The sequence below is a fragment of the Pseudomonas sp. Irchel 3F6 genome, from assembly GCF_900187595.1.
Lineage (GTDB): Bacteria > Pseudomonadota > Gammaproteobacteria > Pseudomonadales > Pseudomonadaceae > Aquipseudomonas > Aquipseudomonas siliginis.
Map to the genome: position 1 here is coordinate 537,625 of NZ_FYDP01000004.1, position 14,298 is coordinate 551,922.

Genomic DNA, 14,298 nt, shown 5'->3' on the forward strand with positions numbered 1-14,298 from the left:
TGAGGGGGATGGATCTCAAGCCCACCACAACAATCCAATCCACCTCACAAACAAAAAGGCCCTGATCTCTCGATCAGGGCCTTTTTCACTTCCAGCGTCAGCGCAAATTACAGACCATTCGCGGCCTTGAACTCACGACGACGACGGTGCAGCACCGGCTCGGTGTAGCCGTTCGGCTGCCTGGTGCCTTCGATCACCAGTTCGACCGCCGCCTGGAAGGCGATGTTGCTGTCGAAGTCCGGTGCCAGTGGGCGATACAGCGGGTCGTTGGCGTTCTGACGGTCGACCACCGGCGCCATGCGCTTGAGGCTTTCCATCACTTGCTCTTGGCTGACGATACCGTGGCGCAGCCAGTTGGCGATGTGCTGGCTGGAGATACGCAGCGTCGCACGGTCTTCCATCAGGCCAACGTCGTTGATATCCGGGACTTTGGAGCAACCGACACCCTGGTCGATCCAGCGCACCACGTAACCGAGAATGCCCTGGGCATTGTTGTCCAGTTCGTTCTTGATCTGCTCTGGCGTCCAGCTTGGGTTCACTGCCAGTGGAATGGTCAGGATGTCGTCCACCGAGGCGCGCGCACGTTTGCCCAGTTCGGCCTGACGCGCAAACACGTCAACCTTGTGGTAGTGCAGCGCGTGCAGCGCAGCGGCAGTCGGCGATGGCACCCAGGCAGTGTTGGCACCAGCAAGCGGGTGAGCAATTTTCTGCTCAAGCATCGCTGCCATCAGATCCGGCATCGCCCACATGCCTTTACCGATTTGCGCACGACCTTGCAGGCCGGTGCTCAGACCGATATCGACGTTCCAGTTTTCGTAGGCGCCGATCCACTTCTCGGCCTTCATGTCAGCCTTGCGCACCACTGGGCCGGCCTCCATGGAGGTGTGGATTTCGTCGCCGGTGCGGTCGAGGAAACCGGTGTTGATGAACACCACGCGCTCGCTGGCGGCCTTGATGCAAGCCTTGAGGTTGACCGTGGTGCGGCGCTCCTCGTCCATGATCCCGACTTTCAGGGTATTGCGCGGCAAGCGCAGGACATCTTCGATACGCCCGAACAGCTCGTTGGTGAACGCCGCTTCTTCCGGGCCGTGCATTTTCGGTTTGACGATGTACACCGAACCGGTGCGGGTGTTGCGCCGCGAAGTGTTGCCGTTGAGGTTGTGCATTGCCGCCAGACAGGTCACCAGACCATCGAGGATACCTTCCGGTACTTCGTTGCCTTGGCTGTCGAGGATCGCATCGATGGTCATCAGATGGCCGACGTTGCGCACGAACAACAGCGAACGACCGTGCAGGGTCACTTCACCGCCATTGGGCGCGGTGTAGGTGCGATCCGGGTTCATGGTGCGGGTGAAGGTCTGGCCGCCCTTGGACACGGATTCCGCGAGGTCGCCCTTCATCAGGCCGAGCCAGTTGCGGTAGATCACCACTTTGTCGTCGGCATCGACGGCGGCCACGGAGTCTTCGCAGTCCATGATCGTGGTCAGCGCCGCTTCCATGAGGATGTCTTTGACGCCGGCGGCATCGGTCTGGCCGACCGGGGTGCTGGCGTCGATCTGGATTTCGAAGTGCAGGCCGTTGTGCTTGAGCAGAACGGCGATCGGCGCGTTGGCGTCACCCTGGAAACCGATCAACTGAGCGTCATCGCGCAGGCCGCTGTTGCTGCCGCCCTTGAGCGTCACGACCAGTTTGCCGTCAGCGATCCTGTAGCCGGTCGAATCGACGTGGGAGCCTGCGGCCAGTGGCGCGGCTTCGTCGAGGAAGGCGCGGGCGAAAGCGATGACTTTGTCGCCACGCACCTTGTTGTAGCCTTTGCCTTTTTCCGCGCCACCGTCTTCGCTGATCGCGTCGGTGCCGTAGAGAGCGTCGTACAGCGAACCCCAGCGGGCGTTCGAGGCGTTGAGCGCGAAGCGCGCATTCATCACCGGCACGACCAGTTGCGGGCCGGCGGTGCGGGCGATTTCATCGTCGACGTTTTGCGTCGTCGCCTGGAAATCAGCCGCTTCTGGCAGCAGATAACCGATCTCTTGCAGGAAAGCTTTGTAGGCCACGGCATCGTGCGCCTGGCCGGCATGCTGCTGATGCCAGGCATCGATGCGCGCCTGGAAGTCATCGCGTTTGGCGAGTAGGGCTTTGTTCTTCGGCGCCAGGTCGTGAATGACCTTGTCGGCACCTTCCCAGAATTGTTCGGCGGTGAGGCCGGTACCGGGAATGGCTTCGTTGTTCACGAAGTCGAACAGGACTTTGGCGACCTGCAGGCCACCGACTTGAACGTGTTCAGTCATTGCTTGCCTCACTCTGCTCAGCTATTTCGCTTTTCAGCTCGTCAATTTAACAATGAAGCTTCCGGCCATTTAAACCACAAACCTGCGGACCAGTACATGCCATCGCTGGCGGCTGGGCTAGGACCAATCAACGGCTTGGAGGCCTTGCTGACGGGGCTTTCAGGATTGCGAAGGACCTTGGGCAGACATCGATCCAGCGTTATGTAGTGCGCGCTGCGGCATACTACATGATGAGTTGCGCTTGTGAAAATCAGACTAATTACGTCGTTCTGCGACCTCATGACGCATTGCGGTCACGTCGCGGAACGGGATGTTCTCAAAAAAGCATTGGATTGTTCCAGCTAAATATCGAAAGTTGTACACATAATTACTGTTTGACTGCTATGGCGCGATTTGGCGTCCCCCCCTTTGCGATGAGCGAATCTGTGGCGAGGGGATTTATCCCCGTTTGGGTGGCGAAGCCGCCCCCTGCGGTCCGGCTGGCAGACCCAATTGGCAGGACTCACGACTGCTGCGCAGCCGGACGGGGATAAATCCCCTCGCCACAGGTCATCATCTGCCAGCACTGGGTCAGGCTGAATCAAGCCGCTTGCCTATACTTGCCCTTCGATAACAAAAGTCATGACAAGAGGGCTGCGCCATGGACCATCTCGTACTCACCGTTTTCGCCCCGGACAAGCCCGGGCAGGTCGAGCGCATCGCCCAATGCATTGCCGAGCACGGCGGCAACTGGCTGGAAAGCCGCATGTCACGCATGGCCGGGCAGTTCGCCGGGATTCTGCGCGTGGGCGTGCCGGCGGAGGCTTACGACGAACTGGTCGATGCCCTGCAAGCGCTGTCGGCCCATGGCATTCGGGTATTGATTGCCGAAAGCGGAGTGGAGCAGTCCTGCACGTGGAAACCGATCGCCATGGAACTGGTCGGCAATGACCGACCGGGTATCGTTCGTGATATCACTCGCCTGTTGAGCGAGCAGGGCGTGAACCTGGAGCGACTGGTAACTGAAGTGCGCCCGGCGCCGATGAGCAGCGAGCCGCTGTTCCACGCCGAGGCGATTCTCGCGGTACCACTGACGCTGTCGCTGGATGTGTTGCAGGCGCGCCTGGAAACCCTGGCCGATGATCTGATGGTCGAACTGGTGTTACGCACAGAGGTTTAAACGTTGACAGGGTTATTCAGGTTTAACGTGCACCTGCCTGTGGATAACCTGTAGAGACAGACCGCCACGCCACGCCGGCCGTGGCTTTGCGCCCGTTGATCAAAAAACCGCCAACATTCAGTGACTTGCGCACAAACGGCGGGGATCACGCTGTGGATAAGCTTGGGAAGGAACGATGCAGGCCACGAGAACCGTGGCCTGCGGAGCTTTGTGCGTTTTTTGATCAGGCGCGTCGGCGCAAACTTATCCACGCATCAACGCTGTAGACCGCCAGACCGGCCCAGATAAACATGAACGCGACCAGCGTGCTGGACGACAAATGCTCGCCAAATAGCAGCACGGCTTGCAGCAACACCAGCGTCGGCGCGATGTATTGCAGGAAGCCGATGGTGGTGTAGGGCAAGTGGCGGGTGGCGGCGTTGAAACACACCAATGGCACCAGCGTCACCGGGCCGGCAGCCACGAGCCACCAGGCTTCGGAGGTGGTCCAGAAGGCCGGCTGCACACTCGTGGCAGTCTGATTGAACAGCAACCATGCAATCGCGATCGGCACCAGCATCCAGGTTTCCACCACCAGCCCCGGCAACGCCTTGACCGGCGCCTGCTTGCGGATCAGACCGTAGAAGCCGAAAGTCAGCGCCAGCGCCAGCGACACCCACGGCAAGCTGCCGACCTGCCACACCTGCTGCGCCACGCCGATGGCAGCGAGACCGACCGCGACCCACTGCATGCGCCGCAGCCGTTCGCCAAGGATCACCATGCCCAACAGGACGTTGACCAGCGGATTGATGTAGTAACCCAGACTCGCCTCGAGCATGCGGCCGTTGTTCACCGACCAGACATAGGTCAGCCAGTTGGCCGCGATCAGCGTGCCGCTCAGGGCCAGAATCGCCAGGCGTTTTGGATTGTCGAGCAGCTCGCGCAACCAGCCCGGGTGTTTCCACACCATCAGCAGCAACGCACCGAACAGCGCCGACCACAGCACTCGATGGATGATGATCTCGACGGCCGGGACTTCGGCGATGGCTTTGAAATAGATCGGGAACAGGCCCCAGATGATGTAGGCGCTCAGGCCCAGAATGTACCCGCGACGCGGGTTGGCGGCTTGCATGCAGAATCCTTGCTCAGGCAGCTGACAAAGGAGGGATTGTAAGGAGATTTGTCTGCAAGTGAGTTGTGAATTTGTGAACACCGGACAAATGTAGGAGTGAGCCTGCTCGCGATAGCGTCGGGTCAGCCAACATCAAAGTTGAATGTCCGTCCGCTATCGCGAGCAGGCTCGCTCCCACAGGGTTCAGGTTTGAATCAGAAAAGTTTCAGCGGCTCTTCATTCAGTGCCGCCAGCTGCTCACGCAACGCCAGCACCTGGTCGCCCCAATACCGCTCCGTGCCAAACCACGGAAAGCTGTGCGGGAATGCCGGGTCGTCCCAGCGCCGCGCCAGCCAGGCGCTGTAGTGCATCAGGCGCAGGGCGCGCAACGGTTCGATCAGTGCCAGTTCGCGCGGGTCGAAATCATGGAATTCGTTGTAGCCGTCCATCAATTCCGACAACTGCCCCAGACACTCCTGGCGATCGCCGGCAAGCATCATCCAGATGTCCTGCACCGCCGGGCCCATGCGGCAATCGTCGAGGTCGACGATGTGGAACATCTCGTCGCGGCACATCATGTTGCCGGGGTGGCAGTCGCCGTGCATGCGGATGTTCTGGTGCGGCGTGGCGGCGTAGACATCTTCGACGCGTTTGAGCAGGTCGCGGGCAACCGACTCGTACGCCGGCAGCAGGCTCTTGGGAATGAAATTGCCCTCAAGCAGGGTGTTCAGCGAGGCATGGCCGAAGTTTTGCACCGCGAGGGCTTCGCGGTGCTTGAACGGCTTGGTACCGCCCACCGCATGCATGCGCCCGAGCAACTGGCCGAGGCGATACAGCTGATCAAGGTTGCCCGGCTCCGGCGCGCGGCCCCCACGGCGCGGGAACAGGGTGAAGCGGAAACCGGCGTGCTCATGCAGGGTTTCGCCGTTATGAATCAGCGGCGCTACCACCGGAATGTCGATGTCGGCCAGTTCGAAGGTGAACTGGTGCTCTTCGAGGATGGCCTCGTTGGTCCAGCGCTGCGGACGATAGAACTTGGCAATCAGCGGCTCGGAGTCTTCGATACCGACCTGATACACACGGTTTTCGTAGCTGTTGAGCGCCAGAATGCGCGCGTCGCTGAGGAAACCGATGCTTTCAACGGCATCCAGGACGAGATCGGGGGTGAGGGTTTCAAACGGGTGGGCCATGCTGACTCCTGCGCGCAGCAGGCTGCTGCGTCCGGCTCGGCATGGTAGCGCAGATGGCGGCGGCGGAGGTGGTTGGTGTCATTGCTGATGCCATCGCTGGCAAGCCAGCTCCCACAGGTTTTGCGCAAGACCTGTGGGAGCTGGCTTGCCAGCGATGAGGGTTTATCAGGCGCCGACGATCCCACCATCCTCGCGCGTAATCGCCATCACCGAAGACCTTGGCTTGCCGTTGGGCAGATGCTCGGGGAAGGTCGAACCGCCGTTCTCGCCTGGATGCTGAATCCCGACAAACAGGGTTTTCTGATCCGGCGAGAAGCTGATCCCGGTCACTTCGCAACCCACCGGCCCGACCATGAACCGGCGAATCTCACCGGTCGCAGGATCGGCGCAGAGCATCTGGTTGTTGCCCATGCCGGCGAAGTCGCCAGCGTTGCTCGAGTCGCCGTCGGTGAGAATCCACAGGCGTCCGGCCTTGTCGAAACCCAGACCGTCGGGGCTGTTGAACATGTTCTGCGGGGTGATGTTCGATGAGCCACCCTTCGGCGTCCCGGCATGCACGCCCGGGTTGCCGGCGACCACAAACAGATCCCAAGCGAATGTCTTCGAGGCATGGTCATCGCGGTCGGTGCGCCAGCGCAGAATTTGCCCATAGACGTTCTTCTCGCGCGGGTTCGGCCCGCCCACCGGTTGACCGTCTTCGCCACGTTTGGCGTTGTTGGTCAGGGTGCAATAAACCTGGCCGTCCTTGGGGCTGACGACGATCCACTCCGGGCGGTCCATGCGTGTTGCGCCGACGACGCTGGCGGCAAGGCGCGCGTGAATCAGCACTTCCGCCTGATCGGCAAATCCGCTGCTGGCGTCGATGCCGTTCTTGCCGTGGGTCAGTTCGATCCACTGGCCCCGGCCTTTCGGGTGATCAGGGTTGCCGTCGCCAGCATCGAATTTGGCTACATACAACGTGCCGTGATCGAGGATGTCGCGGTTGGCTTTCTGATTGCGATGGTTGATGCGGTCGCGGCTGACGAATTTGTAGATGAACTCGCCACGTTCGTCGTCGCCCATGTACACCACAGCGCGACCATCGTCGGTCTCGGCGAGTGCGGCGTTTTCATGCTTGAAGCGGCCCAGCGCGGTGCGTTTGACCGGAGTCGATTGCGGATCGAATGGGTCGATCTCGACCACCCAGCCGTGACGGTTGAGCTCGTTGGGGTTCTTGGCCATGTCGAAGCGCGGGTCGTGCGGGTGCCAGTTGATGTCTTTGCTGCTGGCGACAACGCCGTAGCGCTTTTGCGCGGCATCGAATTGCTGCTGGGCGTTGCTGCTGCCGAAGCAGTCGGTGAAGTTTTCTTCGCAGGTCAGGTAGGTGCCCCAAGGCGTCTTGCCGTTGGCGCAGTTCTGGAAGGTGCCGAGGACTTTTTTGCCGTGCTTGTCGGCAGCGGTTTTCATCAAGTCGTGGCCGCGGGCCGGACCGCTGATGCGCAGCGGCGAGTTACCGTGAATCCGACGGTTGTAGCGCGAGCCCTGGACGAATTGCCACTGGCCGTTCTTGCGCTGTACTTCGATCACCGACACGCCTTCGCAGGCCAATGCCTTGCGCACATCTTCAGCCGACTGCGGCATGCCGCCATGCGGATATAGATAGCGATAGTTGGTGTATTCGTTGTTAATCGCCATCAGCGCGCGGTTCTTGTCGTCCGGGAAGGCGAACAGGCTCATGCCGTCATTGTTGTCGCCGAACTGCACTTCCTGTGCGGCAGCGGTGCCGTTACCGCTCGGATCGAAGGCCGGGCCGTTCTTGTGCAGCGGCTGGCCCCAACTGATCAGCACCGAAGACTTGTAGCCCTTGGGCAGGCTGATGGCGTCGGTGGTCGCCGCCGGAATGCTCTCGAAACCGAGCAGGCGGCTGTTGCCGGCGCCGACGCTGGCGGCCATGACGCTGCGGCTCAGCAGGTTGCCGCCGAGGAACATCGCCGCGCCGCACAAGGCACCGGCGCTGATGAAACCGCGACGGCTGAGGCCGACCATTTTTTCCAGATCAGTGGATTGGTTTTCTTCTAATAGGCTCACATCAGGCTCCCTGCTTGGTTATGGGCAACACCTTAATGCGGGTCGATGACGCTTTTGTGGCAAGGGCTAATCAGAGCGGGGTGCCGATCAGCACGTTAGATGGTGCGCATTGCACCTGCACCGGATTGCCGACCTCCAGCCTGTGGCTGCGCAAGTGCAGCGGTTCGGCCAAGGCGCAAAGTGTCTGGCCGTTGGGCAGGGAAATGCGCACCTCGCTGGGACCGTCCTCGGCATCGAGGATGGCTTCGATGGTGCCGCGCAGGACATTGTGTCCGGGCGTGGCCGGCTGATCGGCGCCGAGCAACTCAAGCCAGCCAGCCTTGATCAGCGCCATCACTTCGGTACCGACCTGCAATTCCAGATGCACGGTGCTGTCGTGGGTGATCTGCGCCTCCAGAGCAATGCCTTCGGCCAGTTCAAGGCGGATCAAGTCATTGCGACCCTGCGCCTGAATCGCTGCTACCGTGCCATGCAGCTGATTGCGCGCGCTGGTCCTGAGCATCAGGCGCCCGAGCAGGTCGAGATCACTGGCGTCTTCGGCCGCTTCCAGCACCTGCGCCTGCAACGCCTGCAATTTCTGATACAGGCGCAGCACCCGCTGGCCCTCGCTGGACAGTCTGGCGCCGCCACCACCCTTGCCGCCCACCACGCGCTCGACCAGGGGTTTCTGCGCCAGGTTGTTCAGCTCATCGATCGCATCCCACGCCGCCTTGTAACTGAGCCCCGCGCTTTTCGCCGCACGGGTGATCGAGCCTTGCTCGGCGATGTGTTGCAGCAGGGCAATGCGCTGCGGACGGCGGACGATGTGTTGGGAGAGCAGGGTGGGCAGGGACATGGCAGAACGCTTCTGGCTCGGGCGATGAAATGGACGTTGGCCACTTGAAGCGCATGAGTCAAGCCTGACGCAAAGCCCCCTGTGGGAGCGAGCCTGCTCGCGAAAGCGGTTTGACCAACAACAGCTTTGTTGAATGTGATGCCCATTCGCGAGCAGGCTCGCTCCCACACGATATCTGTATTCGCTTCAGGTACCGGGCTTCGGCGTACGGGCCAGGCAATACACATCAACCCGCGCCGCACCTGCATTCATCAGCAACCGCGCCAATGCCTGAGCGGTTGCTCCAGTAGTCAGGACGTCGTCCACCAGCGCGAAATGGCGGCCACTGACCTGCGCATCAGGCACCAGCGCAAAGGCATTGCGCAAATTGCGTTTGCGCGCCTTGGCATCGAGATCCTGTTGGGCGTCGGTGTCCATGACTCGCCGCAGCAGCTGTTCTTCGCACGGCAAGTCCAGCGAAACACTCAACCAGCGCGCGAGCATCGCCGCTTGATTGAATCCTCGCCGACGCAGGCGTTTATTCGCCAACGGCACCGGTAGCAGTACATCGGGGCGCGGCAAGTCCTCGGCGAAGCGATGCTGCAGGTATTGGCCGAGAACGTCGGCGAGCAGGTGACCAAACGGCCATTTCGCGTTGTGTTTAAAGCGTGTAATCAGACTGTCCACGGGGAAGCCATAAACCCAGGGCACGGCGACCTGCTCGAAGGCCGGAGGCTCTAGCAGGCACTCGCCGCAAGTCAGGCCATCCGCCGCCAGCGGCAAAGCGCAGGTCTGGCAGTGACTGCCGAGCCAGGGCAGCTCGGTTTCACAGGCCTCGCACATTGGCATTTGTGCTTCTGCGGGCTCATCGCACAGCAAACAGGTCTGTACGTTTTTTAAACAGATGTAAACCTGTCCCTTGTATTGCGGTTGACAGCGCATCGCTCTTCCTTAAATATGCCAAACATCCGTGTAGCGCCTGTGGGTATTCCGTTTCCCCCGGCGCCAGCCAAGCATAACCAAGGAATTGCCCATGAGCGCGAGCACCACCGCCACCCTGCGTCACGATTGGTCTCTGGCCGAAGTCAAAGCACTCTTCGTACAGCCATTCAACGACTTGCTGTTCCAGGCGCAAACGGTGCACCGCGCACATTTCAACGCCAACCGCGTGCAGGTCTCGACACTGCTGTCGATCAAGACCGGTGCCTGCCCGGAAGACTGCAAGTACTGCCCGCAGTCCGGGCACTACAACACCGGGCTGGAAAAAGAAAAACTGATGGAAGTGCAGAAGGTCCTCGAAGAGGCGGCCCGCGCGAAAGCCATTGGTTCGACGCGGTTCTGCATGGGCGCAGCGTGGAAACATCCGTCGGCCAAAGACATGCCGTATGTGTTGAAGATGGTTGAAGGAGTAAAAGCCCTCGGCCTGGAAACCTGCATGACCCTCGGACGTCTCGATCAGGAGCAGACCGAAGCGCTGGCCAAGGCCGGTCTCGATTACTACAACCACAACCTCGACACCTCGCCGGAGTTCTACGGCAGCATCATCACCACCCGTACTTACAGCGAACGTCTGCAGACGCTGGCCTATGTACGCGAGTCGGGAATGAAAATCTGCTCCGGCGGCATTCTCGGCATGGGCGAATCGCTGGACGATCGCGCCAATCTGCTGATCCAGTTGGCCAACCTGCCGGAGCACCCGGAATCGGTGCCAATCAACATGCTGGTGAAAGTCGCCGGCACGCCGCTGGAAAACGCCGAAGACATCGACCCGTTCGACTTCATCCGCATGCTCGCCGTCGCGCGCATCCTCATGCCGCAATCCCACGTGCGCCTGTCCGCCGGTCGCGAAGCGATGAACGAGCAGATGCAGGCCCTGGCATTTTTCGCTGGCGCCAACTCGATTTTCTACGGCGACAAATTGCTCACCACCGCCAACCCGCAGGCGGACAAGGACATGCAGCTGTTCGCGCGCCTCGGTATCCAGCCGGAGGCTCGCGAAGAGCACGCGGATGAAGTGCACCAAGCGGCGATCGAGCAGGCGCTGGTGGAGCAGAAGAGCAGCGAGCAGTTCTATAACGCTGCCATCTAAAAGCTGCACGGATTGCGCTGAAGGAATGCAAAACCCCTGTGGGAGCGAGCCTGCTCGCGAAAGCGGTTTGGCCGCGAATATCCATGTTGGATGTGACGCCCATTCGCGAGCAGGCTCGCTCCCACAGGGGATCTGTGTCATTTGAAAATCGAGGCCTGCATGTCATTCGATCTCGCCGCACGCCTTGCTGCCCGTCGTGCCGACAACCTTTATCGCCACCGCCCGCTGCTCGAATCGCCGCAAGGGCCGGAAGTGGTGGTGGACGGCCTGCCGCTGCTCGCTTTCTGTAACAACGACTATCTGGGCCTGGCCAATCATCCGCAGGTGATCGAAGCCTGGCGCGCCGGCGCTGAACGTTGGGGTGTCGGCGGTGGCGCGTCGCATCTGGTGATCGGCCACAGCAGCCCGCATCACGCGCTGGAAGAAGCGCTCGCCGATCTGACCGGGCGCCCACGTGCGCTGCTGTTCACCACCGGCTACATGGCCAACCTCGGCGCGGTCACCGCGCTGGTCGGGCAGGGCGATACGGTACTCGAAGACCGGCTCAATCACGCTTCGTTGCTGGACGCGGGCCTGTTGTCCGGCGCGCGTTTCAATCGCTATCTGCACAACGACGCCGAAAGTCTGGTTAAGCGCCTGGAGAAAGCCACCGGCAACACACTGGTGGTGACCGATGGCGTATTCAGCATGGACGGTGACATCGCCGACCTGCCGGCGCTGGCCCGCGCGGCCAAGGCCAAAGGCGCGTGGCTGATGGTCGACGATGCCCACGGCTTCGGCCCGTTGGGCGCCAACGGTGGCGGTATCGTCGAGCATTTCGGCTTGAGCCAGGACGATGTGCCGGTGCTGGTCGGCACCCTCGGCAAAGCCTTCGGCACCGCCGGGGCCTTTGTCGCTGGCAGCGAAGAGTTGATCGAAAGCCTGATCCAGTTCGCCCGCCCGTACATCTACACCACCAGCCAACCGCCGGCGCTGGCCTGCGCGACGCTGAAAAGCCTCGAGCTGTTGCGCAGCGAACACTGGCGCCGTGAGCATTTGCAGACACTGGTCCGCCAGTTCCGCCACGGCGCCGAGCAGATCGGGCTGGAGCTGATGGACAGCTTCACGCCGATCCAGCCGATCATGATCGGCGATGCCGGCCGCGCGGTGCGGCTCTCGCAAATGCTCCGCGAGCGCGGCTTGATGGTGACCGCGATCCGTCCACCGACCGTGCCGGCCGGCAGCGCGCGGTTGCGCGTCACGCTGACCGCCGCCCACAGCGAGGCACAGGTGCAACAGTTGCTGGAAGGGTTGGCAGATTGCTTCGCCCGATTGTCATTGGAGCCAGGCCATGCGTAATCGTCTGATCCTGCTGCCCGGCTGGGGCCTCGGCGTGTCGCCGCTGGAACCGCTGGCCGCAGCATTGCGCGGCCTCGACGAACATCTGCAAGTCGAGATCGAACCGCTGCCGGAGCTGGACTCCGCTGATCTTGAAGACTGGCTCGACGAACTCGATGCGCGCATTCCGCAGGAAATCTGGCTTGGTGGCTGGTCTCTGGGCGGCATGCTCGCGTCTGAGTTGGCGGCACGACGCGGCGAGGCGTGCTGCGGGCTGCTGACGCTGGCGAGCAACCCTGCGTTTGTCGCCCATGAGCAGTGGCCGAGCGCGATGCCTGGCGAGACCTTCGATGCGTTTCTTGCCGGTTGTCAGGCCGACCCGCGTACCACGCTCAAGCGCTTCGCTCTGCTATGTGCGCAAGGTTCACCAGACCCGCGCGGCTTGTCGCGCTTGCTGCTCGCTGGCGCGCCGGCCACCGCGCCGACCGCGCTGATGGCAGGGTTGGAGCTGCTCGCGCAGATGGATACACGCCAGGCGTTGCAGGCGTTTCGCGGGCCGCAGTTTCATCTGTTCGGCGGGCAGGACGCGCTGGTTCCGGCGGAAGCGGCCGGCGCATTGTTCGCGCTGTTGCCGGATATCGAAATTGGTCTGATCGAACAGGCCAGCCATGCTTTTCTGCTTGAAGACCCGCATGGAGTCGCGGGCGCGATCCAGGCTTTTCTACATGAGTGCGCTGATGACTGATCTGTCCCTTGTGCTGCCTGAGGGCTTGCCCGACAAGCGCCAGGTGGCGGCGTCTTTTTCCCGCGCTGCGGCCAGTTACGACAGTGTCGCGGAGTTTCAGCGTGACGTCGGCACACAGTTGCTTGAGCGTTTGCCTGGGAGTTTCATGCCGTCGCGGTGGCTCGATCTCGGTTGCGGCACCGGCTACTTCACCCGCGCGCTGGCCTCGCGTTTCACCCAGGGCAGCGGTGTCGCGCTGGACATCGCCGAGGGCATGCTCAATCACGCACGGCCGCTGGGTGGCGCTGAGCATTTCATCGCTGGCGATGCCGAAAGGCTGCCGTTGCAGGATGCTAGCTTCGATCTGATTTTCTCCAGTCTCGCGGTGCAGTGGTGCGCCGACTTCGAGGCGGTGCTCGGCGAAGCCTTGCGCGTGCTTAAACCGGGCGGGATTTTTGCGTTTGCTAGTCTCTGTACAGGGACGCTGTTCGAGTTGCGTGAGAGTTGGCAGCAGGTCGACGGGCTGGTGCACGTCAATCGCTTCCGCGAGTTCGCCCGCTATGAACAGTTATGTGCCGGCAGTGGCATGCGCATTTTGGTGCTGGAGAATCAGCCGCACGTGTTGCATTACCCGGATGTGCGCAGCCTGACTCATGAGTTGAAAGCGTTGGGCGCACACAATCTGAATCCCGGGCGGCCGGGCGGTTTGACCGGACGGGCGCGGATTCTCGGGCTGATCGACGCGTATGAGCGGTTCCGTCAGGCGTCGGGGCTGCCGGCAACGTATCAGGTGGTATACGCCGTGTTGGAGAAACCTCTATGAGCGCAGCCTATTTCGTCACCGGTACCGACACCGATGTCGGCAAAACCACCGTTGCTGCCGGATTGCTCCATGCGGCGCGGTCGGCAGGCTTGAGCACGGCGGCGGGCAAACCGGTGGCATCGGGTTGCGACGTCACGCCCAAGGGCTTGCGCAATTCCGACGCCCTGGCGCTGCTGGCCGAATGTTCGTTGCCGCTGACTTATCAACAGGTCAACCCGGTGGCGTTCGAGCCAGCGATCGCTCCGCATCTGGCGGCGCGCGAAGCAGGAGTGGCGCTGACGGTGCAATCGCTGCTGGCGCCGATGCGCGGGATTCTGGCGATGAACGCCGATTTCACCCTGATCGAAGGCGCGGGCGGCTGGCGGGTGCCGTTGGCGGATCAGGACAATCTCTCGGACCTGGCGATTGCGCTGAAGCTGCCGGTGATTCTGGTGGTGGGCGTGAGGCTGGGGTGCATCAGTCATGCGTTGCTGACCGCCGAGGCGATTGCCCGCGATGGTCTGCAATTGGCGGGGTGGGTGGCGAATATCATCGATCCGAAAACTTCGCGGCTGGAGGAAAACCTCGCGACCCTGGCCGAGCGCATCCCCGCGCCGTGCTTGGGCCGGGTGCCGAAACTCAAGGCGTTGAGCGCCGAAGCGGTGGCCGAGCATTTGCAACTGGACTTGCTCGATTAAGTTTCTCGCTATGAACAGGCACTGTGCCATTAGTGTTTTTGACGGGTGTTTTGCTGGCGCGTC

The 14,298-nt window shown here is 61.7% G+C and carries 12 protein-coding genes; 6 read left to right on the forward strand and 6 right to left on the reverse strand.

The annotated features are described in order from the left end of the window. Positions 1-107: 107 nt before the first annotated feature. Entirely contained in the window at positions 108-2,285 is a 2,178-nt protein-coding gene (locus CKW30_RS16990) for a malate synthase G (protein ID WP_095181392.1), read from the reverse strand. A gap of 640 nt (positions 2,286-2,925) precedes the next feature. On the opposite strand from CKW30_RS16990, the gene CKW30_RS16995 reads away from it, so the two are divergent. Beyond that, positions 2,926-3,444 carry a glycine cleavage system protein R gene (locus CKW30_RS16995; protein WP_016772854.1) on the forward strand — a complete coding sequence of 173 codons (519 nt, stop codon included), beginning with the start codon at positions 2,926-2,928 and terminating at the stop codon, positions 3,442-3,444. 223 nt (positions 3,445-3,667) lie between these two features. Here CKW30_RS16995 and rarD read toward each other — a convergent pair whose 3' ends face one another. The 5 genes from rarD to CKW30_RS17020 all read right to left on the reverse strand — a co-directional run bounded on the left by rarD (position 3,668) and on the right by CKW30_RS17020 (position 9,547). Beyond that, positions 3,668-4,555 (reverse strand): EamA family transporter RarD, encoded by an 888-nt coding sequence (gene rarD, locus CKW30_RS17000; RefSeq protein ID WP_041476730.1) that lies wholly within the window; start codon positions 4,553-4,555, stop codon positions 3,668-3,670. A 194-nt stretch (positions 4,556-4,749) separates the two neighbouring features. Beyond that, the gene (locus CKW30_RS17005) at positions 4,750-5,724 is read right to left on the reverse strand and encodes a serine/threonine protein kinase (RefSeq protein ID WP_056786600.1); all 975 of its coding nucleotides are present in this window, start codon (positions 5,722-5,724) and stop codon (positions 4,750-4,752) included. A gap of 165 nt (positions 5,725-5,889) precedes the next feature. Next, positions 5,890-7,791 carry a PhoX family phosphatase gene (locus CKW30_RS17010; RefSeq protein WP_095181393.1) on the reverse strand — a complete coding sequence of 634 codons (1,902 nt, stop codon included), beginning with the start codon at positions 7,789-7,791 and terminating at the stop codon, positions 5,890-5,892. 70 nt (positions 7,792-7,861) lie between these two features. After that, positions 7,862-8,626, reverse strand: a complete 765-nt coding sequence (locus tag CKW30_RS17015; RefSeq protein WP_095181394.1) for a TOBE domain-containing protein — start codon at positions 8,624-8,626, stop codon at positions 7,862-7,864. 186 nt (positions 8,627-8,812) lie between these two features. Then, positions 8,813-9,547: a ComF family protein gene (locus CKW30_RS17020; protein ID WP_095181395.1), complete on the reverse strand. Its 735-nt coding sequence runs from the start codon at positions 9,545-9,547 to the stop codon at positions 8,813-8,815. A 91-nt stretch (positions 9,548-9,638) separates the two neighbouring features. On the opposite strand from CKW30_RS17020, the gene bioB reads away from it, so the two are divergent. From bioB to bioD, 5 genes are all read left to right on the forward strand, one after another. Further along, positions 9,639-10,694 (forward strand): biotin synthase BioB, encoded by a 1,056-nt coding sequence (bioB, locus tag CKW30_RS17025; RefSeq protein WP_056786610.1) that lies wholly within the window; start codon positions 9,639-9,641, stop codon positions 10,692-10,694. A 159-nt stretch (positions 10,695-10,853) separates the two neighbouring features. Next, positions 10,854-12,032 (forward strand): 8-amino-7-oxononanoate synthase, encoded by a 1,179-nt coding sequence (bioF, locus tag CKW30_RS17030; RefSeq protein WP_095181396.1) that lies wholly within the window; start codon positions 10,854-10,856, stop codon positions 12,030-12,032. Next, positions 12,025-12,756, forward strand: coding sequence for an alpha/beta fold hydrolase (locus CKW30_RS17035; RefSeq protein WP_095181397.1), 732 nt, complete (start codon positions 12,025-12,027; stop codon positions 12,754-12,756). Before bioF ends, CKW30_RS17035 begins: the two co-directional genes overlap by 8 nt. Further along, positions 12,749-13,558 carry a malonyl-ACP O-methyltransferase BioC gene (gene bioC, locus CKW30_RS17040; RefSeq protein WP_095181436.1) on the forward strand — a complete coding sequence of 270 codons (810 nt, stop codon included), beginning with the start codon at positions 12,749-12,751 and terminating at the stop codon, positions 13,556-13,558. Before CKW30_RS17035 ends, bioC begins: the two co-directional genes overlap by 8 nt. Beyond that, a complete protein-coding gene (gene bioD, locus CKW30_RS17045; protein ID WP_041476721.1) occupies positions 13,555-14,235 on the forward strand; it encodes a dethiobiotin synthase in 681 nt (226 codons plus the stop codon). The genes bioC and bioD overlap by 4 nt, the downstream gene beginning before the upstream one ends. Positions 14,236-14,298: the final 63 nt, after the last annotated feature.